At 47.4% G+C, this 26,399-nt stretch carries 17 protein-coding genes, 1 pseudogene and 1 riboswitch; of the genes and pseudogenes, 11 read left to right on the top strand and 7 right to left on the bottom strand.

Annotated features, from left to right (window positions below):
• Nucleotides 1-99: 99 nt before the first annotated feature.
• Both AEA42_RS15280 and AEA42_RS15275 read right to left on the bottom strand, forming a co-directional pair.
• A complete protein-coding gene (locus AEA42_RS15280) occupies nt 100-720 on the bottom strand; it encodes a LuxR C-terminal-related transcriptional regulator (protein WP_055648173.1) in 621 nt (206 codons plus the stop codon).
• A 364-nt stretch (nt 721-1,084) separates the two neighbouring features.
• Complete coding sequence (locus AEA42_RS15275) at nt 1,085-1,693, bottom strand: DUF2238 domain-containing protein (protein ID WP_055648172.1); 609 nt, start codon at nt 1,691-1,693, stop codon at nt 1,085-1,087.
• A gap of 156 nt (nt 1,694-1,849) precedes the next feature.
• Here AEA42_RS15275 and serA point away from each other — a divergent pair, with 156 nt between their 5' ends.
• Together serA and ygfZ are read left to right on the top strand one after the other, a co-directional pair.
• Nucleotides 1,850-3,079 carry a phosphoglycerate dehydrogenase gene (gene serA / locus AEA42_RS15270; protein ID WP_037414534.1) on the top strand — a complete coding sequence of 410 codons (1,230 nt, stop codon included), beginning with the start codon at nt 1,850-1,852 and terminating at the stop codon, nt 3,077-3,079.
• A 135-nt stretch (nt 3,080-3,214) separates the two neighbouring features.
• Nucleotides 3,215-4,168, top strand: a complete 954-nt coding sequence (gene ygfZ, locus AEA42_RS15265; RefSeq protein ID WP_055648171.1) for a tRNA-modifying protein YgfZ — start codon at nt 3,215-3,217, stop codon at nt 4,166-4,168.
• Nucleotides 4,169-4,223: 55 nt separating this feature from the next.
• Here ygfZ and AEA42_RS15260 read toward each other — a convergent pair whose 3' ends face one another.
• The 3 genes and pseudogenes from AEA42_RS15260 to AEA42_RS15250 all read right to left on the bottom strand — a co-directional run bounded on the left by AEA42_RS15260 (nt 4,224) and on the right by AEA42_RS15250 (nt 12,076).
• Nucleotides 4,224-5,240 carry a two-component system response regulator gene (locus tag AEA42_RS15260; RefSeq protein WP_037414530.1) on the bottom strand — a complete coding sequence of 339 codons (1,017 nt, stop codon included), beginning with the start codon at nt 5,238-5,240 and terminating at the stop codon, nt 4,224-4,226.
• Between the two features lie 60 nt (nt 5,241-5,300).
• Nucleotides 5,301-10,587, bottom strand: a pseudogene (locus AEA42_RS15255) (PAS domain S-box protein).
• Nucleotides 10,588-10,717: 130 nt separating this feature from the next.
• Nucleotides 10,718-12,076, bottom strand: coding sequence for a sodium:alanine symporter family protein (locus AEA42_RS15250; protein WP_055648170.1), 1,359 nt, complete (start codon nt 12,074-12,076; stop codon nt 10,718-10,720).
• 153 nt (nt 12,077-12,229) lie between these two features.
• Nucleotides 12,230-12,352: riboswitch (glycine riboswitch) on the bottom strand.
• 377 nt (nt 12,353-12,729) lie between these two features.
• Between AEA42_RS15250 and AEA42_RS15245 the strand changes: the two genes are divergently transcribed.
• From AEA42_RS15245 to napB, 8 genes are all read left to right on the top strand, one after another.
• The gene (locus AEA42_RS15245) at nt 12,730-13,401 is read left to right on the top strand and encodes an ABC transporter ATP-binding protein (RefSeq protein ID WP_037429713.1); all 672 of its coding nucleotides are present in this window, start codon (nt 12,730-12,732) and stop codon (nt 13,399-13,401) included.
• Between the two features lies 1 nt (nt 13,402).
• On the top strand, nt 13,403-16,096 hold the full coding sequence (locus tag AEA42_RS15240; RefSeq protein ID WP_156312352.1) for an ABC transporter permease: 2,694 nt from the start codon (nt 13,403-13,405) through the stop codon (nt 16,094-16,096).
• 50 nt (nt 16,097-16,146) lie between these two features.
• Nucleotides 16,147-17,373 (top strand): lipocalin-like domain-containing protein, encoded by a 1,227-nt coding sequence (locus AEA42_RS15235; protein ID WP_055648177.1) that lies wholly within the window; start codon nt 16,147-16,149, stop codon nt 17,371-17,373.
• A gap of 268 nt (nt 17,374-17,641) precedes the next feature.
• Nucleotides 17,642-17,926, top strand: coding sequence for a chaperone NapD (locus AEA42_RS15230; RefSeq protein ID WP_037414522.1), 285 nt, complete (start codon nt 17,642-17,644; stop codon nt 17,924-17,926).
• Complete coding sequence (gene napA, locus AEA42_RS15225) at nt 17,923-20,403, top strand: nitrate reductase catalytic subunit NapA (protein WP_055648168.1); 2,481 nt, start codon at nt 17,923-17,925, stop codon at nt 20,401-20,403. The genes AEA42_RS15230 and napA overlap by 4 nt, the downstream gene beginning before the upstream one ends.
• A gap of 51 nt (nt 20,404-20,454) precedes the next feature.
• Entirely contained in the window at nt 20,455-21,189 is a 735-nt protein-coding gene (gene napG / locus AEA42_RS15220) for a ferredoxin-type protein NapG (RefSeq protein ID WP_055648167.1), read from the top strand.
• A gap of 41 nt (nt 21,190-21,230) precedes the next feature.
• Entirely contained in the window at nt 21,231-22,184 is a 954-nt protein-coding gene (gene napH / locus AEA42_RS15215) for a quinol dehydrogenase ferredoxin subunit NapH (RefSeq protein ID WP_231640402.1), read from the top strand.
• Complete coding sequence (gene napB / locus AEA42_RS15210) at nt 22,181-22,612, top strand: nitrate reductase cytochrome c-type subunit NapB (protein ID WP_037414514.1); 432 nt, start codon at nt 22,181-22,183, stop codon at nt 22,610-22,612. The genes napH and napB overlap by 4 nt, the downstream gene beginning before the upstream one ends.
• A 166-nt stretch (nt 22,613-22,778) precedes the next feature.
• Here the strand turns inward: napB and AEA42_RS22370 are convergent, their stop codons facing one another.
• Nucleotides 22,779-22,931 carry a hypothetical protein gene (locus AEA42_RS22370; protein ID WP_037414512.1) on the bottom strand — a complete coding sequence of 51 codons (153 nt, stop codon included), beginning with the start codon at nt 22,929-22,931 and terminating at the stop codon, nt 22,779-22,781.
• A gap of 94 nt (nt 22,932-23,025) precedes the next feature.
• Here AEA42_RS22370 and AEA42_RS15205 point away from each other — a divergent pair, with 94 nt between their 5' ends.
• On the top strand, nt 23,026-23,907 hold the full coding sequence (locus tag AEA42_RS15205) for a LysR family transcriptional regulator (protein WP_037429720.1): 882 nt from the start codon (nt 23,026-23,028) through the stop codon (nt 23,905-23,907).
• 229 nt (nt 23,908-24,136) lie between these two features.
• Here the strand turns inward: AEA42_RS15205 and fusA are convergent, their stop codons facing one another.
• Nucleotides 24,137-26,230: an elongation factor G gene (fusA, locus tag AEA42_RS15200; RefSeq protein WP_055648166.1), complete on the bottom strand. Its 2,094-nt coding sequence runs from the start codon at nt 26,228-26,230 to the stop codon at nt 24,137-24,139.
• Nucleotides 26,231-26,399: the final 169 nt, after the last annotated feature.

Here is a 26,399-nt window from a genome sequence, read left to right as displayed (position 1 = left end):
GTACCAGTTGGGAGAGGCGCCACCTCAAGTCACAGGACTCACAGTGGACCAGCAGATCATTCTCGACGTGTTAGGCGAACGGTATCGGCAAATTTATTCCTAAATCAGGTGCGGAAAGTCGGTTTTACGGAAAATCGATGAAATATGCGCCTTTACCGTGTGCTCACTGATGCAAAGACGATGGGCAATTTCCTTATTTCTCGCGCCGCTGGAAACGAATTGAATGATGGTTCTTTCTCTAGAGGTAAGAGCTTGCAGCATGGCCACAGTGTCGGCAGGCATATCATGTTGTCCATCCAACTTTTGCACCACGCGACGAAACATCTTACTGAGCAAAGTTCTATCGTACCAAAGCTCATCGGCAACCATTTTACGCAATCCGGTCAACATCAAATCCATACGCTGGTCAGTAAACAGTAGTCCGCGTATGCCAAGCAGCATAGCTGACTCTTGATCTAAGGAATTGCGCTCAACTTGATACAGAGCCACAGGAATATGGGGGACAAGACGAGATGCCAGCAAAGGGATCCCTTTATTATCTAAGGCCGCACCTTTCTGGGCGATTAAACAAAAGCTGCGATGCCCTTTTTCTAAATCTAACTCTAACGCTGAGGCATGTTTAACGATCCGTGTTTTCAATCCGATAGATTCAGCAAGTATCGCTAAATGGCAAGGCGCCGCCACTTGATGTAAAAATACTAACTCATTGATAGTACCCAATTTACTCTTCTCCCTGAAAAGTATTTCATTATCTTTTTATCCGGCTTAATGAAATCTGCCTAAATCTCAGCGTACATCTCATTAACATAGCCCATTTTGACTAGTTACCGTATGAATGCCATCACCCAAATGTACTAATAACCTCTATTTATATGTAGTAAATTCGACTAAGTTCCTAAATAGTATTTAATTGCTAGCAATTAATACTAAATGAGATGGAGATCACATTCATCTTTATACCTTAGTCTATGAAAACATCAATCGAAAGTTTAAACAAAAAATTAACACCTTAAGATGACATTTTTGGGAATAACAATCCCCTTTGAATCTAATTCAAAGGGGATTGGATGTTCTCAGACTACGATTAGGCTTGAGTCAGGAGTTTAGTGATTTGCTTATCCTGCACACGGGATAAACTGAGTAGCGCCACGATGGCCCCAATTAAGGCTAAAAACATATCCGATTGGGTATCCCACACGTAACCTTGTGTGCCTAAGAATGCCTCAGCACCTTCGCCCGTTGCAGCGGCCACCCACCACTCAATAAGCTCATAAAAGGCACTAAACGCGAGCACAAAACAAGTGACCAAAAAAGCGCACCAAGCGCCGGGTTTGACGGCTTGATTGCGTAACATAATCTCACGGGCCAACATGGCAGGAATAAAGCCTTGAGCGAAATGCCCGACCTTGTCGTAATTGTTACGTTCACTACCCATCCATTGGGCAATGGTGTCAAATAATGGCACTTCAGCATAGGTATAGTGCGCACCGACAAACAGCACACAGCAATGTACAAGTACTAAAAAATACACTATTGGGGTTAGCTCAAAGCGTTTGCGGGTAAAAAATAATAGCGGAACCGCCACTAATGCAGGTAAAGCTTCAAGCCACCAAGTGAAAGTATCAGCAGGTTTTATCGCCGACCAGACTAATACTGAGAGGTAAATACCGCACCAAGCGATTTTATTATTCAATGTTTCTTCCTCTTATGCGATATTGTTCTAATTTTAGAATATTAACTTTAGCCATCTAGCCCTCCACAGTGAGCAAAAAAAGTGCTACTTTGATGAGCCAAGGTTGTCAGCATAACATACAAGAACCACTTCAATTAATTAGAGGGTACCCATATCATGGCGAAACATTCGCTTGACAAGGATAAGATCAAAATCCTGTTGTTGGAAGGCGTCCACCAATCTGCGGTAGATGTGTTTGAACGCGCGGGATACACCAATATTGAGTATCACAAAGCCTCGTTAGGTGATGAAGCCCTGCACGAATCCATCAAAGATGCTCATTTTGTTGGTATTCGTTCCCGTACCCAACTCACCGCCGATGTATTAAAACGTGCCGAAAAATTAATTGCGATTGGTTGTTTCTGTATCGGCACTAACCAAGTGGATCTAGCGACCGCCGAATCCCTCGGTATCCCCGTTTTTAACGCACCATTCTCTAATACCCGCAGCGTAGCTGAACTGGTATTAGGCGAAATTATTATGCTGATGCGCGGTATTCCTGAACGTAACGCTATCGCCCATCGTGGTGGTTGGATGAAAACTGCCGCAGGCAGTTACGAAGTCCGTGGCAAAACTTTAGGCGTGATAGGCTATGGCCATATTGGAACTCAGCTGGGGATCCTGGCAGAAACCTTAGGCATGCGTGTGGTGTTCTTCGATATCGAAGACAAATTGCCATTGGGTAATGCCCAGCAAATCCATTCAATGGAGCAATTGCTGGCACAGTCCGATGTAGTAAGCTTGCACGTGCCTGAAACGCCGCAAACCAAAGACATGATAAGTACTGCCGAATTCGCCGCTATGCGTAAAGGCAGCATCTTTATCAACGCTTCCCGCGGTACTGTGGTCGATATCGATGCGCTTACGGTTGCACTCAAAGAGCGTCACCTTGCGGGCGCGGCGATTGACGTTTTCCCCATTGAGCCACAATCGAATGATGATGAATTTATCAGCCCATTACGCGGTTTAGATAATGTGCTACTCACGCCACATGTGGGTGGTAGCACCGCCGAAGCACAGGAAAATATCGGTATCGAAGTGGCAGGCAAATTAGCCAAATACTCAGATAACGGTTCAACCGTATCTGCGGTTAACTTCCCTGAAGTGTCTCTGCCAATGCATAAAGGTACCTCTCGCCTACTGCATATCCACCAAAACCGTCCAGGCGTGCTGATCAAAATCAACAAAGCCTTCTCTGAAAAAGGCATTAACATTGCCGCTCAGTATCTGCAAACCACGGCAGAAATCGGTTATGTGGTAATGGAAGTCGACACCCACCAAGCAGAAGAAGCCTTGGTTGAGCTTAAAGCCATTGAAGGCACACTGCGTACTCGCGTGTTGTTCTAACGCCTAAACCGCTTAGGTTTGCCCCCATCTAAGGCGCACATTTCATTTAAGATATGTGCGCCTTATGCTTTTGAGGCCAGAGGAATTCCGCTACAATCAAGCCTCTTGCATCGCCTTCATTTTCAGGATCTCGCTATGACTATTGCAGTTTCGACACCCAATTGGGATCTGGACGCCTCCACGCCTCCACTTATGCTCGCCAACTTATCCCACCTAGGCCTTATCAAAGTGGTTGGCGAACAGGGCCGCAGTTTTATCCATGGCCAAGTGACCACAGATATCAGCTCACTTGAAGCCAACCAATGGCGCTGGGGCGCACATTGTGATCCTAAGGGAAAGATGCTGGCTAGCTTCCGCACCTTTGCCATCCGAGATGCGCTGTTGATGTTGATGCCAAAGGACACTATTGCAGTGGATCTGCCACAACTGCAAAAATATGCGGTATTTAGTAAGGCGACCCTGACCAATGCCTCTGATGAGTGGACATTACTCGGTGTGGCGGGTGAACAAGCTAAACAATTTGTCAGCCAACACTACGGTGAAGTCACTCAGGAACTCACTCTCATCGAGCATGGCGCCATTTTAAAAGATGCGGATCGATTTATATTGGTTCTACAACCACAAGCCGCAAGCGCCCTCATTGCCGAGCATACCGTATTTGATGCCAGTGCTTGGCAAGCATTAGAAATTGCTGCGGGTTACCCCAATCTAGCGCCAAGCCATGCTAATCAGTACGTACCGCAGATGTGTAACCTACAGGCTATTAACGGCATTAGCTTTAACAAAGGCTGCTACATGGGTCAAGAAACTGTGGCGCGGATGAAATACCGTGGTGGTAACAAGCGTGCGCTCTATATTCTTCAAGGCACCACTTCCTTAAATATCAATTTGGAAACGGGTATCGAGATAGAATTGGAAGACGGTTATCGCAAGGGTGGACAAATCATTGAATTTGTTCAACGTGGTAATCAAGTGCTGCTCACCGCAGTGCTCGCCAACGATACCGAGAGTGACGCCAAACTGCGTTTCGCTGATGACGAGCAATCTAGCTTACATATTCAAGCATTGCCCTACTCGCTCGAAGACTAGTTTCTCGCTGATAAGCGAATCGTATTGAAAAAGGCGCCCTAGGCGCCTTTTGCTTTTAATGCTCGAAATAAGTATCTCGAATCGCCACCACCTCGGGCAGAATTTGCTTAAATTCGGCCACCAGCTTAGGGTCAAAGTGTTGCCCTGCTTGGCTTTCGAGTAACTCGAGCGTGGCCTCTATTGTCCAAGGCTCCTTGTAAGGACGGCGCGAAGTCAGCGCGTCAAAGACGTCCGCTATCGCCACAATCCGACCTTCGATCGGAATATTTTCCCCAGACAAGCCATTAGGATAACCCGAACCATCCCATTTCTCATGGTGGGTTAAGGCGATACGCCGCGCCATTTGCAGCAGTGGGTCGCCATGCTCACCAATGATCTCAGCACCAATGGCGGCATGTTGCTGCATGATTTTCCACTCTTCGGCATCGAGCTTACCCGGCTTTTTCAGTACCGCATCGGGCGTGCCGATTTTGCCAATGTCATGCATAGGCGCCGCGTTATACAACAACTCACAGAAGGTACTCGGTAAACCTAGTTTGATAGCGAGCAGCCGCGCATAATGGCTCATACGCACAACGTGCAGACCCGTTTCATTGTCTTTGTATTCGGCGGCGCGACCTAAACGGCGAATGATTTCAAAGCGGGTTTCTTCTAACTCTTGGGTACGTTCTTTAACTTGTTGCTCTAGCAAGCGTTTTTGATCGTACAGCGCGAGATGAGTTTTGACTCGCGCCTTCACCACGGGAGCGCTGACTGGTTTGGTAATGTAGTCAACCGCACCTAAGGCAAAGCCCTGTGCTTCATCGGCAACCTCAGATAATGCCGTCACAAAAATCACAGGAATGTGGCAAGTTAAGGGCTCCTGTTTAAGCTGCTTACAGACTTCATAACCATTCATGCCGGGCATCATGACATCGAGTAAAATTAAATCAGGCAGTGTTTTGGCTACAAGGGCTAGCGCCCTTGGTCCATCAATCGCGACTTTGACCTTATAGTCATCACCGAGTATGCCCACCAAAATATCGATATTTTCTGGAGTATCATCGACGACTAATATTGTTGCCTTATCCATCAACACATTCACCTTTCCAGTGGCTTTATCAATGATCAATATTGCGCATAATTGACCGTTTTACGTTAAGTCTACAAGTACTTCATCAATCAACTCGACGGCCTCATCGAATTGATATTGATTAATCATCGTTAGCGCTGGACTCAACTGCTGCCATAACTGAGCACTCACTTGCGGTTTAAGTGCATCCATTTGGACGACTGCATCGGAATCCGCTTCTTCTAAACTTTGGCGTAATCGCGTTAAGGCCTCAATGAGGGCTTCTGGTGGTAAATGCTCCGCCGTCGGCCCACTAGATTCTTCAAACTCAGGTTTAACTTTTTCAATTGCTTGGCAAATCGATGCCACTAACGTTTGGATTTGGTCCAACTCCGCTTGGAACTCAGTATTTTCACTTAAGTGAAGTTCCAATTGCCGAGCCAATTCCGCAAGCGTTGTGGAACTTAAATTGCCCGCAAGTCCCTTAAGCGTATGGGCCATTCGCACCGCATCCTCACGTTTATTGCTGGCAACGGCCTTGTTGATTTGCTCGACAACATTACGTTGGCTAGTCACAAAACGATCAAAGATCCTTTGGTAAAGGCGCGTGGAGTTTTGCACTAGCTGCAAGCCTCTATCAATATCAAGCTCGGGGTGTTCAGGCCATTTCACGACAGAATCAACATCAATATTCACAGGCTTGGGTGAATCATTAATAAGCTCTTGAGGCGGTAACGGTGCACCTAAATATTTTAGGAGGGTTTGATACAGTAAGTTAACCTCTATCGGCTTGGCGATATGATCATTCATTCCCGCTCTTAAACACATTTCCTTGTCGCCAGCCATGGCATTGGCGGTCATTGCTATCACAGGTAATTGTGCTAACTCGGGCCTTTGTCTCAGTGCTTTTGTTGCCTGATAACCATCCATCACTGGCATTTGACAATCCATCAATACCAAATCAAAGCTCTGCTGAGCTAACTTATCCAACGCAATTTGGCCGTTGGTGGCAATGGATAAAATAATCCCCGCTTGCTCTAAAAATTCGGTCGCCACCTCAAGGTTCATTTCGTTATCTTCGACTAACAGAATACGCTTACCTTTAAGGGGCAATAATAACTCAGGCGCAATACTGTCTTGATGACGCCTGACGGGTAGGAACCCTGCGCGACCAAGTGCGTTCATAATGCCATCAAGCAATCTTGATGCACTGATAGGTTTGCTGATGTAGCCCGCTAACCCAAGTTGCTCGATTTGGGTCAAGAAATCTTGATTCGCATGGGCTGATACCATCAAGATACGCGGCGCTTTTTTTGCCCGTTGCAGGATTTGTTTTGCGGTTTCGAGCCCATCAAGATGTGGCATTTTCCAATCAATCAATGCCACAGCATAATCCTGCTGACTGCACCGCATCACCGCCTCGTCGCCAGAACGCACGGTATCCACTTGAAAGCCCATGCTCTCTAGAGTGGTTCGCATAATGTCCCTTGCGGTGGCATTGTCGTCGACAACTAATACTGGCATACCTTCAAGCTCTTGACCTACGATGAGCTTTTGTCCACTGGAGATGCGCAATTTAACGGTAAAAAAGAAAGTACTGCCATGGCCTTGCTGGCTTTCGACCCCGATACTTCCCCCCATTAATTCGACCAGTTGTTTACAAATCGCCAGCCCTAATCCTGTACCACCATATTTACGGGTAGTAGACGTGTCTGCTTGCGTAAACGACTTAAACAGTTTGGCTTGTTGTTCATGGGTTAACCCAATGCCACTGTCACGCACACTACAACGTAATATGACATCATCGTTTTGCTGCTCGACCAAGCTGAGGGACAGTAATACCTCTCCTCTTTCGGTAAATTTGATCGCATTATTCATTAGGTTGATCAGCACTTGCCCCAACCGCAACGGATCGCCAAGCAGATAACGTGGAACATTGGGTGCGACAGCAAACAGCAATTCAATCTGCTTTTGAGCCGCCCTTTCGGAGAAGATATCGCTCAAATCTTCAAGCATGGTATCGAGTTGAAAAGGCACATTTTCGATATCAAGCTTGCCAGCTTCAATCTTAGAAAAATCAAGGATATCGTTAATGATTGATAATAAAGATTGCGATGCGCGCTCAATTTTTTCGAGATAATTTTTCTGTTTTTTGTCTAGATCAGTCTGTAAGCAAAGTTGCGACATCCCGATAATGGCATTCATTGGCGTGCGGATTTCATGGGACATATTCGCGAGGAAGTCGCCTTTTGCCTTACTGGCGGCATCAGCCTCTTCCTTGGCAACAAGCAATTGTTCTGAAAGCAGTTTTAACTCAGTCATATCGACCATGCTTACCACAGCTGACTCAAATTGGTTCTGGCTGTCCAATAAGCTTGAAACGTTAACTGTCATCCATAAATGCTCACCGGAGGGACGAATAAAGCTTCTTTCCCCTCGATAGTGATCAACTTTACCTTCTACAAGTTCCTTAAACTGCGCTTTTGCAACTTCTTTATCCTGTGCACTCAAGACATCAAAAATCGGCGTACTACGTAATTCATTACGGCTCAGCCCCATATCCTCACAGAATTGATCATTACAATCGAGGATAAGTCCTTTGATATCGACATTCACGATACCAATGGTTGCCCCATCAAATAAGGCCTTAAAGTGCGCCTCACTGACCGCAAGTTCTTCTTCAATAGACTTGCGTTCAGTCACATCCATCACATAGCCATTCCAGATAATGGCGCCATCATCGGCATAATGACCACTGGCTCCGGCTTCCATCCAGCGAATGCCACCATTAGGATGACGATAGCGGAACTCGCGGATCCAGCTTAATTTATCGTCACTCATTCCCTCAAGCGCACGTATAACTTCTGGTCGTTCCTCATCAAAAATCCGCTCAGCAATAATATTAAAGTTACTGAGTAAATCTTCGCGGTGTAAGCCCAACATGTGAAATGCTGCGCCAGAAAGGAAGGTAAAACGGCGATCGCTAGGAGAAACCCAGCGCAATTGATACACAGTACAAGGAATAGACTCAGTGATATTAGTTAATTGCAACCTTGAGGCTTCAAGCTCGACGATGGCTAACTTACTCTTGGTTATATCGTCAATACTGCCGTCAAACCATAGGGGAAAACCCTCTTCGGTATAACTCGCCTTGCCCTTTTCATGCACCCAACGGATGCTACCGTCACGGTGGCGAATACGATATTCCACCTCAAAGGTTTCCTGCTGCGCGAGGGCTCTATCAATATGCTGATGACACAGCTCGCGATCTTCTTCCAAAATCAATGAAGCAAAGCTGCGTTGACGATTCTCAATAAACTGGCTCGCGGCATAACCGGTAATATCGGCAATATTGTCACTGACATATTCCATCACCCACTCCTCGCCGATGCGAGTGCGGTAGACAGCCCCTGGAATATTGGTCACCAAACCACGGAAGCGAACTTCACTATCACGGATTTTTTGTTCAACCGCTATTTTTTGGGTCATATCACGGATCGATGCAGCCACTTGGCGACGACCATCGAAATCACTCGGTAAAATACTTAAGGCGATTTCGGCAACAAACTCATCCCCATCAGACTTAAGCGCCCGCACATGGCGTGCATTTGCCATCGGCCCATCACGCCCCTCACGTAGAAACTGTAATCTTTCTTTGGCATGGGGACTCCTTAAATCTTCGGGTAGCAAAGCTTCAATTTGTAATCCCAACATAGCTTTTGCGTCATAACCAAACAGCTGCTGACAGCGACTATTGCTAAATACTATTTGGCCACTTTGATCGACAATCAACATGGCCTCAGGTGCGGCCTCAAGTACAGCGCTAGACCAAGCAGCGGCGGAAAATTGCTCTGTCACATCGGTAAATAGCATCTCCACCGACATTAACTCGCCAGTATCTGACACTAAAGGCTGCATAAAAACATCGAGCCGCCTTGACTGGCCTTTTGAATCGATGAGTTCAACTTGATGTGAAGGGACGTTCTGCCCTTTGAGTGCCAGATCGGTGTATTCCCAGTTTTTCTCATTAAGGGGGTTGGCCGAAAACAATCTTTGATATTTGCGCTTAAGTAATTCGGGCGGTATGCCCAATACTTTGGTCACCCCTTCACTGACCTGTGCAAGTTGTCCGTCAGGATCAAGTGAGCAATAAAAGGATTTATCGCTCATACCGTCGATCAAGCGAGCGAAGCGGTTACCGCGGGTAATCTAAAATAGCTTGCTCACGCTGAGCAAGCAGATCTGCCATTTTGTTAAAGGTTTCACTTAAGGTCACTATCTCGCTAATCGCACCTTTAGGGATAACCAACTGCTGTGTTTTACCTTGACCGAAAGCCAAAATGCCGGATTCAAGGGTTTCCAGTGGACGAGTTAACCGTTTAGCGGCGATATAGCAGGTCAATAACAGCAGTAAGGTTAATAAACTTAAGTTGAGGACAACTGAGGAAATATCGTCCAGTAGCGAGGTAAATAACTCCTGCTGTGGCACCATAACAACCACGTGCCATTTTAACTTTGCCACTTCTGCAATGCTGGCAAGATAAACTGTACCAGTATCATCAACAAAACTGGCTTGCCCAGTCAGCCCATCTTCCAGCAAAGCGCCAAAGGCATTATTTTTGTGATTTCCTTTATCCAGCCATTCCGAAACTGATGTGGCTAAAACCTTTTCTTTATCCCCATGAAAGATAAGCCGACCTTGCTCATCTAATATCATCAGCCGATTAGGGGCTATCCCTAGTTGCTCAGGTAATCTATCTAAAGCCAAATCAACGGTTGTAACCCCAAAATAATTCGGCTGCACTCCAAAAGGAACCGCATAAGTAATCATTAAAGTATTACCAGCACCCTCGTCGAAATAGGCTTTTGACCAATAACCTTCGACCTTATTGATGGCTTGCGTCCACCAATCCCAAGTCCCATCGGTATAATCGTACCCCTCGGCGCCAATATCTAAATAATGGAAACTATTACCACTGCGGTATACATAGGGAGAAAAAAGTTTTTTATTGAGAAAAGTGCCCGGTTTAAAGGCAACGGCAGAACCATAAAAATCGGGGTTACGCTCGAGGCGATTAGTTAAGACTTTTTGCAGCTTATCAGAATCGTTAATATCATTCTTGTCAGCCAAAAAACCAATAAAATCAGCAAGCCCTTGAGTATTTGTTTGAGCGTGTTCGAGTAATAATTGCAATCGAGAGGCTGAATGTGCCGACTGTTGAGCTAAATGATCGTAAAGCCGCTTTTCAAGGGAAAGATAATTAAACCATGAAGTAATCCCATAAACGGCCGCCATGATAAGAATCAAAGGCAGCGCAATATGGGATAAAATTTTGCTGCGGAAAGTACGAAGTTTACTTTTATCCATGGCGTCGCCTCAAAGCCCCCGTTTTAAGTCTCCCCCCTTTTTGGGGTAGCTCTTATAAAGTAAACGAAGAACGCTGTGGCGACAATCTCAAAGTTAAAATAATGTGAACTAATATATTGTTTTCACAACATTAATAAACAGGGTGTAGCGTACGGTTAGTGAATGTTCGAACAAAATAGCTTTGGGTTTCAGCAATGATAATGTGCCGCAATCCAATAATCGCAATCAAATTAGGTATGGCCATTAAGCCATTTACCGTATCAGCCAGTAACCAAATCACATCCAACTTGATAAAAGCCCCACCAGCAATCAGGCCTAAAAACAAGATTTGATAGGCACGCAGCCCGCGCTCGCCCACTAAGTAGTACCAGCAACGTTCACCATAGTAATGCCAGCCTAAAATGGTCGTAAACGCAAAGCAGACCAAGGCGATAGTGACTAAATACTGGCCGATGGCAGCCGATCCGCCTAAGCTAAACGCCGCACTGGTCATAGCCGCGCCCGCAGTGTCACCGCTCCATACCCCAGTGATGATGAGCACTAATCCCGTCATAGTGCAGATGATAATAGTATCGAAAAAGGTGCCCGTCATACTCACTAAGCCCTGCTCGACGGGCTCATTGGTTTTTGCCGCAGCCGCAGCAATGGGCGCACTACCTAAGCCTGACTCATTAGAAAATACCCCGCGGGCAATCCCCATTTGAATCGCTTGCGCCACGGTCGCCCCTAAAAATCCCCCCGCAGCCGATACTGGGGTAAAGGCCGACGCCACCACTAATTGCAACGCGGGTAGAATAGCATCGGCAAAAACCACTAAAATCCACACACAGGCCAACACATAACCAATTGACATCGCCGGTACTAACTTTTGCGCCACGTTGGAGATACGTTTGACACCACCTAAGGTGACAGCCGCCACCAGCAGGGTTAGCACCAGCGCGGTCGCCCATGTTGGTACATCAAAGGCGATAGTTAAGGCATCACTTATCGCATTCACTTGAGCAAAAGTCCCAATGCCGAAAAATGCAACCCCCACGCCAAACAGTGCAAATAACTTCGCCATCCAACGCAAACCGAGGCCACGCTCGATGTAATACATCGGGCCACCGGCAATCTGTCCACGCGCATCCGTAGTGCGGTATTTTACCGCCAACATACACTCGGCATACTTAGTCGCCATGCCAAAAAAGGCGGCAAGCCACATCCAAAATAACGCACCAGGACCGCCCATCTTAATCGCCGTTGCGACCCCAACAATATTGCCCGTACCTATGGTTGCAGACAATGCAGTACAAAGCGCGGCGAAGGACGATAGATCACCATGCCCCTTAGCGGGTTTGAACAATAGGCTAAGCGCCATTGGCAGACGAAATACTTGGATAAGCTTTAGTCGCACAGTGAGATAAATCCCTGTGCCAACTAACAAACAAAGAGTGATAGGACCCCAGACAATACCATTTAGGCTGCTGAGCAAGGCTTCAAAACTCATGATATTCCTCAATTATTAAACAACTAAATTAATAAAGGAGGAGGAAAAGAAATGGCTGTGACACAACGCTGTCAGCCTAAATAAATACCATCTCCCCAGCCAATAACGGCAGGAAAATAGTCCACAAAGACAAACGACAGGGACTGTGCAGTCATCCTCTCCTCTGTCCTTTTGCCTGAGCGTTTCGCGTCGCTTAACACACTGCGACACTTTCGCCTTCGGCGCCACCTATTATTGCAAGTTAATGCAATCGGTAGTCTCTCCAGAGGCTCGTCCAGTAACAGTCCACGCCTTGCGGCACCTGAAAGAGTGCTTTGTTTATGGAATGCTTCCAACAACAAAGTTGCCTCGTCGGTGTGGGGTTAATTCCCCACTCTCCTGCTACCTTCATCCGAACGGATTGTTAAAACGATAGCCAGCTATCGCTTAACAGGGCGCACAGCATGCAACAAACACCACAATAGCTCAAGCCCATTTGCTCACAGAAATGAGAGCCAAGCCGTTAATCGCAGAAAATTCAAACAGACTCAATCCTAAGTCTTAATCAATGTGAATTGATCTAACTTGCCCAAATATCGGTATCTATAGGATTGTAAAATGCTTTATCTTTAGCCTAACGCCTAGGTTGGCTAAATCCCAATTGGAAGAGATAGATGAAAGAAGTCGCCAAGCTTATCCAAGTAAGTAAAAGTTTTCGCGACGGCGAGCAGCGCCACACTGTACTGCAAGCGGTCGATTTAACTTTGCATCAAGGGGAGACTATCGCACTCACCGGCCCAAGTGGCAGCGGCAAAAGCACTTTACTGAATCTGATTGCGGGCTTTGAAACGGCAGACAGTGGCCAGATAGTGCTGAATCATCAATCCACCACCAAGTGGCAAGATAAGCAATGGAGTGAGTTTAGGCGTACCCATTTAGGCGTGGTATTCCAGCAATTTAATTTACTCACTCCGCTGAATGTTAAAAATAATATCGGCTTTTCCCTGCACCTTAACGGTGATAGCTGGAATCCTTGGTGCGATTATTTGGTAGAAAAGCTCGGGTTAGCGGCATTGTTAAACCGGCAGGTTGAAGCGCTTTCCGGCGGACAACAACAGCGGGTCGCGATAGCTAGGGCATTAGCCCACAATCCGAGTTTACTGCTGGCCGACGAACCCACGGGTAACTTAGATGACGAATCTGGTAAACAGGTGATGTCACTGCTATGCGAACTCGCCAAAGAGAGCCAAACCAGCATTTTGATGGTCACCCACAGCGAAGAGTGCGCCGCCTTTATGAACAAACGCTGGCATCTGTCCCACGCCGCAGTGTCGATCTCCGGCTAGCATGATGAATAACACACAGCTAGAACATAAAGCCAATCCATACCACCACTTAAGCAAGAGTGGACAATGGCTGCGTATCACTTGGGTACTCAAGGTATTTTTAGCCCATTATCGCCACGCGCCATTGCAGGCTGGGGCGATTTTACTCGGAATCGCCCTCGCCGTGACGCTGCTCATCGGGGTAAAAGCCACCAACGATAATGCGATTCGTAGCTATAGCGAAGCCACAGAGCTATTAAGTCAGCGGGCCGATGTACTGCTGACCTCACCCGTTGGCCAAGATAATCTCGATGAATCGGTGTATTTCAGTTTAAGGCAGGCTGGGATTAGCCAAAGTCTTGCGGTAGTCAGTGGCAGAGTTGCTGGCCAAAACGGCCAGTATTGGCAAATTGAAGGCAGCGATATTGTCGCGGCATTGACTGCCACGTTAACCTCAAAAAACGCTTCACCGTCCTCAAATAACAAGGCAACGGCTAATTCTACTGTCTCAATGGGAGATCTGCCCCTTGCCGACCTAATAAGCGGTGAGCCCGTGGTGGTGATGAGTGACAGTCTAGCCAGCAAAATCGCGCCCAATGGCCAGCTCAGCCTAGCCCAATCCATAACACCATCGACCCTAAAAGTGATCCGTGTCGATGATAGTTGGGGACTTGGCAGCGCCATCTTGACCGATATTTCCCTCGCCCAAAACTTACTTGGCATGCCGGGCAAACTCAGTTATATCGCCCTATTTAACGATAGGGATAAACTAGCCGCGTTAAAACAACGGCTCGACACCTTAGGTATCACCCCAGATCTCGCCAGCTACAGTCAGCAGGATCAAGGGCAAGCCTTAATGGCGCTTACCCGCAGTTTTCATTTAAATCTCAATGCGATGAGTATGTTAGCCTTTGTGGTTGGGCTGTTTATTGCCTATAACGGCGTGCGTTACAGCCTAATGAAACGCCAACGTTTGCTGATCCAACTGCTGCAACAGGGGCTAGAACGACTCGACGTGATGCTTGCCCTGCTCGCCGAATTACTATTTTTGGTTATCTTAGGCTCGGTAATCGGGTTTATCTTAGGTTTACAACTCAGCCATTGGCTACAACCTATGGTTGCCATGACGCTAGAGCAGCTCTATGGTGCCCACTTGCTGCCGGGCATTTGGCAATGGCATTGGTTAGCACAGGCGATCGCACTCACCTTAGTGGCAGCGCTTGCTGCTTGCATGCCCTTGTATTTTGATCTTACGCGCCAATCCCTTGCCCAAGGCGCTAACCGTTATCAGCAAACTAAGGCCCACAACCAAACCCACCAGCGGCAATTTATCTTAGCCTGTGGGTTACTCGTACTCGCGGCGATACTGTTTCCCTTCAGCCAAAGTTACAACACCAGTTTGATATTACTAGGCATAGTGACGGTCGCGATTCCTCTGCTGTTGCCCCAAGTATTGCATTGGGGAGTAAGCTTACTGCTCCCCTTCACTCGCCCAGGGCTTAAGCACTATTTGCTTGCCGAAACCCGCGAGCTTATCGCGCCACTTTCCCTTGCGATGATGGCCATTTTGCTGGCATTAAGCGCAAATGTAGCGATGAATACCCTAGTGGGCAGCTTTGAGCAAACCCTAAGAAGTTGGTTAGAAACCCGCTTACATGCCGATTTATACCTGCGCCCGAGGGCTAACCGTATGGCTGATGTACGGGATAAATTAAGCCAAGATCCTCGTGTCAGCGGCTTATATCAACAATGGCAAGTCGATGCAGAGATATCGATCCAAGGCCCAACGGCTCAAACGATCCCCGTGAATCTTATCAGCCGTGATGATGAGTCAATCAAGTACACAAGTACACTCAAAGACAGTTTACCTGACCTATGGCAACGCTATTTTGGCGGACAATTTGTCTTGGTGAGTGAGCCAATGGCGATTAAGTATCAGTTGATGCTGGGCGATAAAGTCACTTTAAACGTGCTCGATAAAATCACCAGTAACCAAGTAGTTATCGCAGGTATTTATTACGACCATGGTAATACCCGCAATGAGCTCATTATTAGCCATCAACTGTGGCAACAGGCACAACTGCCACTGTTACCCATCAGCCTTGCGGCCAGTTTTCATCCTCTGGAACAAGCTGATAAATCACCAACATCGGTGCTAACGCAACCAATACCCACGAATGGCAAGCGCAGCGAGACCGAACTGGATGAACTGCAAATGCAGCTCGCCACAGAGCTAGAGTTGGCTCAGGCGCAAATTTATAGCCAAGCCAACATAAAGGCCCAAGCCATTGCCATGTTTAAACGCACTTTTTCAATCACGTTAGTGCTCAATAGCTTAACCTTGCTGGTGGCCGCCATTGGGCTATTTAGCGCCTGCTTAATGTTAACCCAAGCACGGCAAGCGCCACTGGCACGGCTTTATTCACTAGGGGTGAGTCGCAGCAAACTACGTACTATGGTATTTAGCCAAATGCTACTGGTTGTAGTAATCACTTGCCTGATTGCGATGCCTACGGGCGCTCTGCTGGGGTATTTATTAATCGATAAAATCACCCTGCAAGCCTTTGGTTGGACCATCCAAATGATCTGGGACTGGTTTGCTTATGCCAAAGCCATCCTCATCGCACTGGTGACTTGTACCTTAGCCGTGCTCTTACCGCTTTACTGGCAAACCCGCAGGCCGCTAATCGCCAGTTTGCAGCAGGAAACCCTATGAACAGTCGTCCATATACCATTACCCAATTGAAAGTGAATGGTTTATTCGCAATGAGCTTGCTTAAGTGCCATACAAACGCACGCTTAATCACTCAACTCATCATCGGTGGATTACTCCTTTTTATGATAAGCGGCTGCGATGATGCGCCCGCGAGCGTTTCAGAATCCAAATCCATGGGAGCTTTGCTAGGGCAAACAAAAGAAGGCGAAACCACAACCTCAACGCTGCAAGCCTTTGCAAAGGTGACACCTGAGCATCAGTTTCATTTTCCCCAAGATCATCTTGCCCACAACGGCTTTCGGCAAGAATGGTGGTATCTCACCGCTAACTTAACCACCGAAAAAGGTGAGCAACTTGGCGCGCAATGGACCCAATTTAGGGTGGCACTAAAACCTCAATATACAGAATCGCAGAATGCGCAACCGCCTACCCTAAAGCCCGCTTGGGCCACTGAACAACTCTATTTTGCCCATAGCGCACTGACCTCTAGCGCGGCACATCTGGCCCATGAGAAATGGTCTCGCGGTCATCCAAAGCTTGCCGGCGTCAATGCCAATCCCTATCAAATTTATCTCGATAACTGGCAATGGCAGAGTGAATCGAGCGAGTTATTTCCGGCAACCTTAAGGGTTGAGACCGCAGACTTTAGTTACGAGCTAACGCTGACCAGCCAAGCACCGCTGCAATATCAAGGCGATAATGGCTATAGCATTAAAAACCGCGAGGGGAATGTCGCTTCCTACTACTACAGTCAACCTTTTATCAGCATTACTGGCCAGATCACCCGCCATATCAACATCAATGGCCAAGCCGAGAGTCGGGTAGAGAAAGTCACAGGCAAAGGCTGGCTAGACAGAGAATGGAGCTCACAATTTTTAACTAAAAGCCAGCAGGGTTGGGATTGGTTTGCCCTGCGCCTCAATGATGGTTCGGCGCTAATGCTCTTTCAGTTAAGGGAGCAATCCACCGATAAATCTCAAACTCCATTAGCCTTTTACAGCGCCAGACGAATGTTTGCCGATGGCACAGGCCGTAATATCAACTCCCGATACACGCCAGATGGAATAAAAATGACGCCGCTGGAATGGCAAACCACCCGCACCGGCAAATACCCTGTAAGCTGGCAAGTCCAAATCCCGAGTGAGCAAATCGATATCCGTATCTCGCCGTTAAATCCCAATAGCGCCATGGCGTTATCCACCTCCTATTGGGAAGGCCCAATCAAACTTAGCGGTAGCCACACTGGCATGGGTTATATGGAGCTGACGGGATATTAATCCACTTATAGTGATGTTTGACTGCCGGATCTTTCGCTAATCTAACCAATCTCGCCATTCCCTCTCCAAAGAGATAGCGATTGTTTAAATTTCAAACTGAGAGTTAGATCACGCGCAAAACTTTGATCCCGATCGACTATCCCCTGCAATACCTCTTGTGAGGTATACCCACATTTTTTATCAGGTCTAGACTCGCAGTTATCCACATTCAGTTGTACAGATGTTTATGCAAAGCAGCTGAGTGCATCTCAAGATAAAGGTCACCGCTATGAGTCAGGAATACCATGTCACCAGCCTCGTGGTACATGCAGCCCCTAATGCCTTGCAACAGGTTGAAGCCGATATTGCCGCGCTAAAAGGCTGCGATATCCACGCCATTTCACCCGAAGGCAAGTTGGTTATTACCCTCGAAGGGAATACCCAAAAAGCCATTCTCGACAATGTTGAAGCCATCAATGGCCTGTCCGGTGTGTTATCCGCCAGTTTGATTTACCACCAAGTAGAACCCCTAGAACAAGAACTGTTAGAAAAAGAGAGTGAGGAAACACTATGAGCATTAGCCGCCGCGAGTTTCTCAAGGCTAACGCAGCGGTTGCCGCTGCGACGGCCGTTGGCGTCACGCTTCCCGTGAAAATGGTTGAAGCCGCCGAGTCAGATAACATCAAGTGGGACAAAGCCCCCTGCCGTTTTTGCGGTGTGGGTTGTAGCGTATTAGTCGGTACTAAAGCGGGTAAAGTGGTTGCCACCAAAGGCGATCCAGAAAGCCCAGTTAACCGTGGTTTGAACTGTATTAAAGGCTACTTCCTGTCGAAAATCATGTACGGCAAGGACAGATTAACCACGCCATTACTACGCATGAAAGACGGCAAATACCACAAAGAAGGCGAGTTTACCCCAGTAAGTTGGGATGTTGCCTTCGATACTATGGCCGCTAAGTGGAAACACAGCATCGCCACTAAAGGCCCAACCTCAGTCGGTATGTTCGGTTCTGGTCAGTGGACGATTTGGGAAGGTTACGCTGCATCTAAACTGCATAAAGCTGGATTCTTAACCAACAACATCGACCCTAACGCCCGCCACTGTATGGCCTCAGCGGTCGTTGGGTTTATGCGTACCTTCGGTATTGATGAACCGATGGGCTGTTACGACGACTTAGAAGCCGCCGATCACTTTGTGCTCTGGGGCGCCAACATGGCCGAGATGCACCCGATCCTGTGGGCACGTTTATCTGATCGCCGTTTAAGCAGTAAATACTGTCGCGTGCATGTGCTATCCACCTTCGAGAACCGTAGCTTCGATCTTGCGGATAACCCGATGGTTTTCCATCCGCAATCTGATCTGGTGATCCTCAACTATATCGCCAACTACATCATTCAAAACAAAGCGGTAAATACCGACTTTGTGACTAAACACACTAAGTTTGCCCTCGGTGTAGATGATATCGGTTATGGTCTGCGTCCAGATCATCCGTTAGAGAAGAAAGCCAAAAACCCTGGCAATGGTAAATCTAGCCCTATTAGCTTCGAAGAATACGCTAAGTTCGTCAGCACTTATACGCTGGAATACGCAGCCAAAATGAGTGGTGTAGAGCCTGAAAAATTAGAAACCTTAGCCAAGGCCTATGCCGATCCTAAGGTGAAGGTTATGAGCCTGTGGACCATGGGGATTAACCAACACGTTCGTGGTGTGTGGGCAAACAACATGCTCTATAACATTCACTTACTGACGGGCAAAATCGCCACACCTGGCAACAGCCCATTCTCACTGACAGGCCAACCTTCAGCCTGTGGTACCGCCCGTGAAGTCGGCACATTCGCCCACCGCTTACCTGCTGATATGGTGGTGGATAATGATAAGCATCGCGCGATTACCGAAAAAATGTGGCAAGTGCCTGAAGGCACGATTCCACCTAAACCTGGCTACCATGCCGTGCTGCAAAGCCGGATGCTCAAAGACGGTAAGCTAAACTGTTATTGGACTATGTGTACCAATAACATGCAAGCCGGCCCGAATATCAACGATGAAATTTACCCGGGATTCCGTAATCCAGAGAACTTTATCGTGGTATCCGATCCTTACCCAACCGTCACCGCCATGGCAGCAGACCTTATTTTACCGACCGCCATGTGGGTTGAGAAAGAAGGCGCCTACGGTAACGCCGAGCGCCGCACCCATATGTGGCATCAACAGGTTAAAGCGCCTGAGGGAGCTAAATCGGATCTGTGGCAATTAGTCGAGTTTTCAAAACGCTTTAAAGTGTCTGAAGTCTGGCCCGCAGAGCTTATCGCTAAAAAGCCTGAATACGCTGACAAGACCCTTTATGAAGTACTGTTTGCCAATGGTGTCATCAACAAATTCCCGACTACCGATTGTAAGGGCGACCTAAACGACGAAAGTGAACACTTTGGCTTCTATCTACAAAAAGGCATCTTCGAAGAATACGCCGCCTTCGGTCGCGGCCATGGCCATGACTTAGCCGACTTTGACCGTTACCACGAAACCCGCGGTCTACGCTGGCCAGTGGTTGAGGGTAAAGAAACCCTGCGTCGCTTCGTTGAAGGTAGCGATCCTTATGTTAAGGCAGGTGAAGGCTTTAAGTTCTACGGTAAACCCGATGGTAAAGCGGTAATTTTCGCCCTGCCTTACGAACCAGCAGCGGAAGAGCCTAACTCAGAATACGATCTGTGGATGTCTACCGGCCGCGTGCTCGAACACTGGCATACAGGTTCGATGACCGCCCGTGTACCTGAGCTCTATCGCGCCTATCCTGATGCACAAATCTTTATGCATCCTGAAGACGCTAAGGCCCGAGGTCTGCAACGTGGTGATGAAGTGATAGTGGCATCTCCCCGTGGTGAGGTCAAAACCCGTGTCGAAACCAAAGGCCGTAACAAACCGCCACGCGGCGTGGTGTTTATGCCCTTCTTCGATGCGCGTCAGTTAGTTAACAAGTTGATTCTGGATGCGACCGATCCACTGTCAAAAGAAACTGATTTTAAGAAGTGCCCAGTAAAAGTGATGAAGGCCTAAGCCCTCATTTGATAGCGATAAGCGTATTTGAAAGCGATTAAGGAGTCTAAGGTGAGTCAGCAAGTGAAGAGTCCATTCACAGTCAAACAAGTCAACCGTCGCCAGTTTTTGGCCACGACGGCTAAGGCTGGCTGTGTGATGGGGCTTGTGGGATTAGGCTTGACGGCCACGGCAAAAAGCCAAGGTCAACTCGCCTCCCAAGCTTGCAGACCGCCGGGCGCCCTTGAAGAAAGCGATTTTCTCTCGGCCTGCATGCGCTGCGGTTTGTGTGTTGAGGCTTGCCCTTACGACACGCTAACACTAGCACGTTGGTTCGATGGCGCCGCCACTGGCACGCCATTCTTTACCGCAAGACGCATTCCCTGCGAAATGTGTGAGGATATTCCCTGCATCAAAGCCTGCCCATCGGGCGCGCTTGATCCTCAACTTGAGCACATTAGCGATGCCAAAATGGGTATTGCGGTACTGATCGATGAGAAAAATTGCCTTAACTTTAAGGGATTACGCTGTGATGTCTGTTATCGGGTTTGTCCGTTAATCGACAACGCCATCACCTTAGAACGCCAACGCAATCAACATAGCGATCACCACGCCATGTTCTTACCCACAGTCAACAGTGATACCTGCACGGGTTGTGGCAAATGCGAGCACGCCTGCGTACTCGATACCGCCGCCATAAAAGTCTTACCGACGGCATTAGCACTCGGTAAGGCAGCGGAGCATGACACTTATATCAACACCGAGGAAACCACCTTAGAAATGTTGAATAAGGGGCTGACGTTATGAGCAATGAGTCTATGAGTAACAAGTCTATAAGTCACAAGACAATGAACTCAAAAGCCCGCATGCAAGGCGAGCATGCCGCAGCCATTGCAGAACTCGGTTGGTTTGGCGCACACAAATATTTGCTACTACGCCGCGCAGTGCAATTCGGCTTGTTAGGGCTATTTGCACTGGGGCCGCTACTAGGGATTTGGTTATTTAAGGGTAATTTATCGGCCAGTTTACTGCTCGATATCATTCCCTTTGCCGATCCGCTAGTGAGCTTACAAATGCTCATTAGCGGGCATATTCCCGAGCTTAGCCTATTGATAGGTGCAGCCTTGGTCATACTGTTTTATGCCCTCGCCGGTGGCCGGGTGTTTTGCAGTTGGGTGTGTCCAGTCAATCTGGTAACTGACTTCGCAAGCTGGCTCAGACGTAAACTAAACCTCCCTCGCACCAGCGAGTTACCGCGTAATTTACGTTATTACCTGCTGGCTCTCGTGCTGTTATTGCCACTGCTCACGGGCAACTTGATTTGGGAATGGATTAATCCCGTCCCCTTAGTCTATCGCGCCGTGCTATTTGGCAGTCTCAGTGGTTTATGGATCTTAGCGGCAATATTTCTGCTGGATCTATTTATCGCCGAGCGCGCTTGGTGTGGTCATCTGTGCCCAACGGGCGCCCTATTTGGCTTAATCGGCAAATGGAGCCCCATTAAGATCGTCGCCAGCAAAGCTAGCGCCTGTGATAACTGCATGGATTGCTTTGCCGTATGCCCCGAGCGCCAAGTATTAAAGCCCGCGTTAAAAGGGCAAAATCCGGTAATCACTAGCCCAGACTGCACCCAGTGCGGCCGCTGTATCGATGTCTGCGCAAAGCGCGTATTTCGCTATCAAACACGTTTTACGGCCACTCAGGCTCAACTTAGTTCAGGCGATTCGACCGATTGTCACTCGCCATCAACCACTTCACCAATTCGTCAACACATTGCCCCCAAGGCGGAGAATGACCAATGAAAAAAATACTCACCTTAGCCGCGATTGTATTAGCCATCGGCGGCTGCTCAGGCCAACAAGCAGACTCTCAAGCAACACCAGTCAATATCAAATCCCTCGCCGGCGATAGCGCGGTGACCGATATTCGCCCCGCTGATGCTATGCCCGTTTACCCAGCTCGCGGTAAGGCGTTGGAACGCAGTTTTACTGACCAACCGCCACTCATCCCCCATAAGGATGATTACAAAATCACCTTAGATAAGAATGGCTGTTTAACTTGCCATAGCTGGGATAAAGCCCCACGGATGAAAGCCACACCAGTGGCGAAATCCCACGTTATCGACGATAAAGGCACGCTCAATGGCCATAATTATTTCTGCACCCAGTGCCATGTTGCGCAAGCAGAAAACAAAGCGCCTTTAGTTGAGAATAAGTTCTCAACTCAGTAAAACAATCCTCCCCTGCCCGCACCAAAGCCACCGTTCATCCAGTGGCTTTTTATTATCCATAACAGAATTAGAGATAAACTTAAAAACTCAGTGGGGGAGATGTTGGACGAACTGAAAAATAAGCAGACGGGACAATAGATAAAATGCGGAAAAGTAAAAACCCAGCCTAGGCTGGGTTAACTTGTTGTTTTGCTTTATGCAAATCACCCGCCGGAGCCGTTACTCTTGTTTGCGCTGCCTTTGCTGTTTGCACATTCTTTGTTTCAGGCATCGCCGCCTGCCACAAAGCACCTACCCATAAACTTGACGTTGACTTCATGACCAAATCTCCTGTTCTGTTAACAAGTTCAAAGTAATACTTAGACCATCATCAGTAAAATGAATTAACGCCATACAATGGATTCCATTTGAGCATGAACATTCCAATCAAGACCTTACAATGTTTTCTGATCTTAGTTGAAACGGAAAACTTCACCCGTGCAGCACAAAAATGCTTTATCACTCAACCAACGCTCAGCAAAATCATCCAAAGGCTTGAAGAAAGCGTAGGAGAAACCCTGCTGATCCGTAACAATCAAAAGGTGGAGCTAACCCAAGCTGGGCAACTGTTTGAACACAGTGCGCGGGAGATCCTCGGACAATGGCATAGATTGCAGGAGGATATGAGTAACTTAAGCGGCCTAAAATCGGGGCGGCTTAGACTCGGTGTCTGCCCCATGATGAGTAGCTTAATTATTGGATTACTGACGAGCTATCGTAAGCGTTATCCAGGGGTTGAACTACAAATGTATGAATACGGGGGATTTGGCTGCGAGCAGGCACTGCTAAATAACAGTTTAGATATTGCCTTTACTGCGTTACCCACAACCCATGAGACTGAGCTAGTCAACCAACCGCTGACAAAATATCCTCTGTTAGCTTGCCTGCCTGATGGGCACCCGCTTGCGGCTAAGTCATATCTCAACTGGCAAGATTTTGAAGCTTATCCGTTTATTCTCTATAACGAGGACTTCTCACTTGCCAAATTGATAACTCGCCTCAGCCGTAAGGCTGGCGTGCAATTAAATATCGCCTTTCGCAGTGGTCAATGGGACTTTCTTGCAACCATGGTTGAAGCCGACATGGGACTGGCCATATTACCCGAACCTATTTGCCAAAAACTCAGTCACAGCAACCTAGTCTTTAGACCGATGCAACCGGCATTAACTTGGGATTTAGCCCTGATTTGGCGGCAGAACTTACCGTTAACTCCCGCGGCAAATGCTCTACTGGAATTAAGTAAACAAAAAGCGTGAATAATGAATGCTGAATGCTGAATGCTGAATGCTGAATGCTGAATGCTGAATGCTGAATGCTGAATGCTGAATGCTGAATGCTGAATGCTGAATGCTGAATGCTGAATGCTGAATGCTGAATGCTGAATGCTGACTCGTCAACCGTCTATCGTCAACTAGTGCATCGCCCATAAAAAAACCGCTGCTAGCCTAGGCTTAGCAGCGGTTTCTATTTAGAGGAAGTTAAGAATTACTTCTTAGCTTCAGCAGCTTTACGCTCTTTAACTTGCTCAACAACTTTGTCCGCAACACTGTTTGGACATGGGCTGTAGTGTGAGAACTCCATAGAGAACTGACCACGGCCTGAAGTCATTGTACGCAGAGTACCGATGTAACCGAACATTTCTGATAACGGTACGTCAGCCTTAACGCGAACACCCGTTACACCAGCAACTTGGTCTTTGATCATACCGCGACGACGGTTTAAGTCACCGATTACGTCACCCACGTTGTCATCAGGGCTGAACACGTCAACTTTCATGATTGGCTCAAGCAGTTGTGGTTTAGCTTTAGCCATAGATTGACGGAATGCCGCTTTAGCAGCGATTTCGAACGCGATAGCTGAAGAGTCAACTGCGTGGTAAGCACCGTCAGTCAGTTCAAACTCAACGTCTAACACTGGGAAGCCAGCGATAGTACCGGTGTTCATCATGCTCGCGAAGCCTTTTTCAACTGCTGGCCAGTATTCCTTAGGAACGTTACCACCAACAACTGAAGACTTGAACACGAAGCCAGAGTTTGGCTCACCTGGGCGAATGATGTATTCGATCTTACCGAATTGACCAGAACCACCAGATTGTTTCTTGTGGGTGTATTGGTCTTCAACCATTTGAGTAATGGTTTCACGGTAGGCCACTTGTGGCTCACCTACGATCAGCTCAACACCATAAGTACGCTTCAGGATGTCCACTTTAATATCTAAGTGCAGTTCACCCATACCTTTAAGGATGGTTTCACCTGAATCTTCATCAGTTTCTACGCGGAATGATGGATCTTCTGCGATCATCTTACCGATAGCGATAGCCATCTTCTCGCTGCCGCCTTTATCTTTTGGCGCTACTGCGATAGAGATAACTGGCTCTGGGAACACCATGGCTTCCAGAGTACATGGGTGCTTAACATCACACAGTGTGTGACCAGTTTGTACGTTCTTCATACCCACGATTGCGATAATGTCACCAGCTTCAGCTGATTCAATTTCGATACGATCGTTAGCATACATTTCGCACATACGGCCGATACGCTCAGTCTTACCAGTTGCACTGTTAAGAATGGTATCGCCTTTCTTCAGACGGCCAGCATAAATACGTACGAAAGTCAGGGCACCGAAACGGTCATCCATGATCTTGAACGCTAATGCTTTTAATGACTCATCAGCAGAAACGATAGCGTATTCGCCAGTTTCGTTACCTTCTTCGTCAGTTAAAGGTTGTGGATCAACTTCATCTGGCGCTGGCAGATAATCAACAACAGCATCCAGAACCAGTTGCATACCTTTGTTTTTGAAGGCAGAACCACAGAATGTTGGGAAGAATGCCATAGTACGAGTACCCTTACGGATACAACGTTTCAGGTCTTCAACAGATGGCTCTTCGCCTTCCATGTAAGCTTCTAGCAGATCGTCATCTTGCTCAACAGCAGTTTCGATCAGCATTTCACGGTATTCTTCAACTAAGTCAACCATGTCCGCTGGAACATCTTTAACTTCGAAGTTTTCTGGAATACCAGAATCGTCCCATACGTAGGCTTTACGAGTTAGCAGGTCAACAACACCACAGAACTCATCTTCAATACCGATTGGCAGAACCATAACCAGTGGGTTAGCAGCTAAAACGTCTTTAGTTTGCTTAACAACACGTAAGAAGTCAGCACCCATACGGTCTAACTTGTTTACGAAGATGATACGAGCAACTTCAGATTCGTTCGCATAGCGCCAGTTCGTTTCTGATTGAGGCTCAACACCACCAGAACCACAGAATACAGCGATACCGCCGTCAAGAACCTTCAGAGAACGGTAAACTTCAACAGTGAAGTCAACGTGCCCAGGGGTGTCAATAACGTTGAAACGGTGATCTTTCCAGAAGCAGCTTACTGCCGCTGACTGAATGGTAATACCGCGCTCAGCTTCCTGAACCATGAAGTCAGTTGTTGATTCACCATCGTGAACTTCACCGATTTTATGGATTTTACCGGTTAGCTTAAGAATACGCTCGGTGGTCGTGGTTTTACCCGCGTCAACGTGAGCGAAGATACCAATGTTTCTGTATTTGGATAATTCGGTCATGATTCAACTTTAATGATTAGTTTAAGAAGTAGACGGAGTATGCGACAAACCACCGACACACCGCACATCAGATTATTTTAGGCGCATATTGTAAATTGGAACCCCGCTATGCGCAAATGGCTCTTGCAATTTTTCACGATAAAGTCGCGGAAAAAATTAAAAAAAAATA

The sequence above is a fragment of the Shewanella sp. Sh95 genome (assembly GCF_001308045.1).
GTDB classification, from domain to species: Bacteria; Pseudomonadota; Gammaproteobacteria; order Enterobacterales; family Shewanellaceae; genus Shewanella; species Shewanella xiamenensis.
This window is presented reverse-complemented; position numbering and strand designations above follow the sequence as displayed.

Excerpts from the sequence above, each read along its gene's own strand:
- fusA (WP_055648166.1), bottom strand. The coding sequence starts at position 26,230 with ATGACCGAATTATCCAAATACAGAAACATTGGTATCTTCGCTCACGTT.
- AEA42_RS22370 (WP_037414512.1), bottom strand. The coding sequence starts at position 22,931 with ATGAAGTCAACGTCAAGTTTATGGGTAGGTGCTTTGTGGCAGGCGGCG.
- AEA42_RS15250 (WP_055648170.1), bottom strand. The coding sequence starts at position 12,076 with ATGAGTTTTGAAGCCTTGCTCAGCAGCCTAAATGGTATTGTCTGGGGT.
- napH (WP_231640402.1), top strand. The coding sequence starts at position 21,231 with ATGAACTCAAAAGCCCGCATGCAAGGCGAGCATGCCGCAGCCATTGCA.
- AEA42_RS15235 (WP_055648177.1), top strand. The coding sequence starts at position 16,147 with ATGAGCTTGCTTAAGTGCCATACAAACGCACGCTTAATCACTCAACTC.
- AEA42_RS15245 (WP_037429713.1), top strand. The coding sequence starts at position 12,730 with ATGAAAGAAGTCGCCAAGCTTATCCAAGTAAGTAAAAGTTTTCGCGAC.
- AEA42_RS15240 (WP_156312352.1), top strand. The coding sequence starts at position 13,403 with ATGATGAATAACACACAGCTAGAACATAAAGCCAATCCATACCACCAC.
- ygfZ (WP_055648171.1), top strand. The coding sequence starts at position 3,215 with ATGACTATTGCAGTTTCGACACCCAATTGGGATCTGGACGCCTCCACG.
- napB (WP_037414514.1), top strand. The coding sequence starts at position 22,181 with ATGAAAAAAATACTCACCTTAGCCGCGATTGTATTAGCCATCGGCGGC.
- AEA42_RS15230 (WP_037414522.1), top strand. The coding sequence starts at position 17,642 with ATGAGTCAGGAATACCATGTCACCAGCCTCGTGGTACATGCAGCCCCT.
- AEA42_RS15205 (WP_037429720.1), top strand. The coding sequence starts at position 23,026 with ATGAACATTCCAATCAAGACCTTACAATGTTTTCTGATCTTAGTTGAA.
- napA (WP_055648168.1), top strand. The coding sequence starts at position 17,923 with ATGAGCATTAGCCGCCGCGAGTTTCTCAAGGCTAACGCAGCGGTTGCC.
- AEA42_RS15260 (WP_037414530.1), bottom strand. The coding sequence starts at position 5,240 with ATGGATAAGGCAACAATATTAGTCGTCGATGATACTCCAGAAAATATC.
- serA (WP_037414534.1), top strand. The coding sequence starts at position 1,850 with ATGGCGAAACATTCGCTTGACAAGGATAAGATCAAAATCCTGTTGTTG.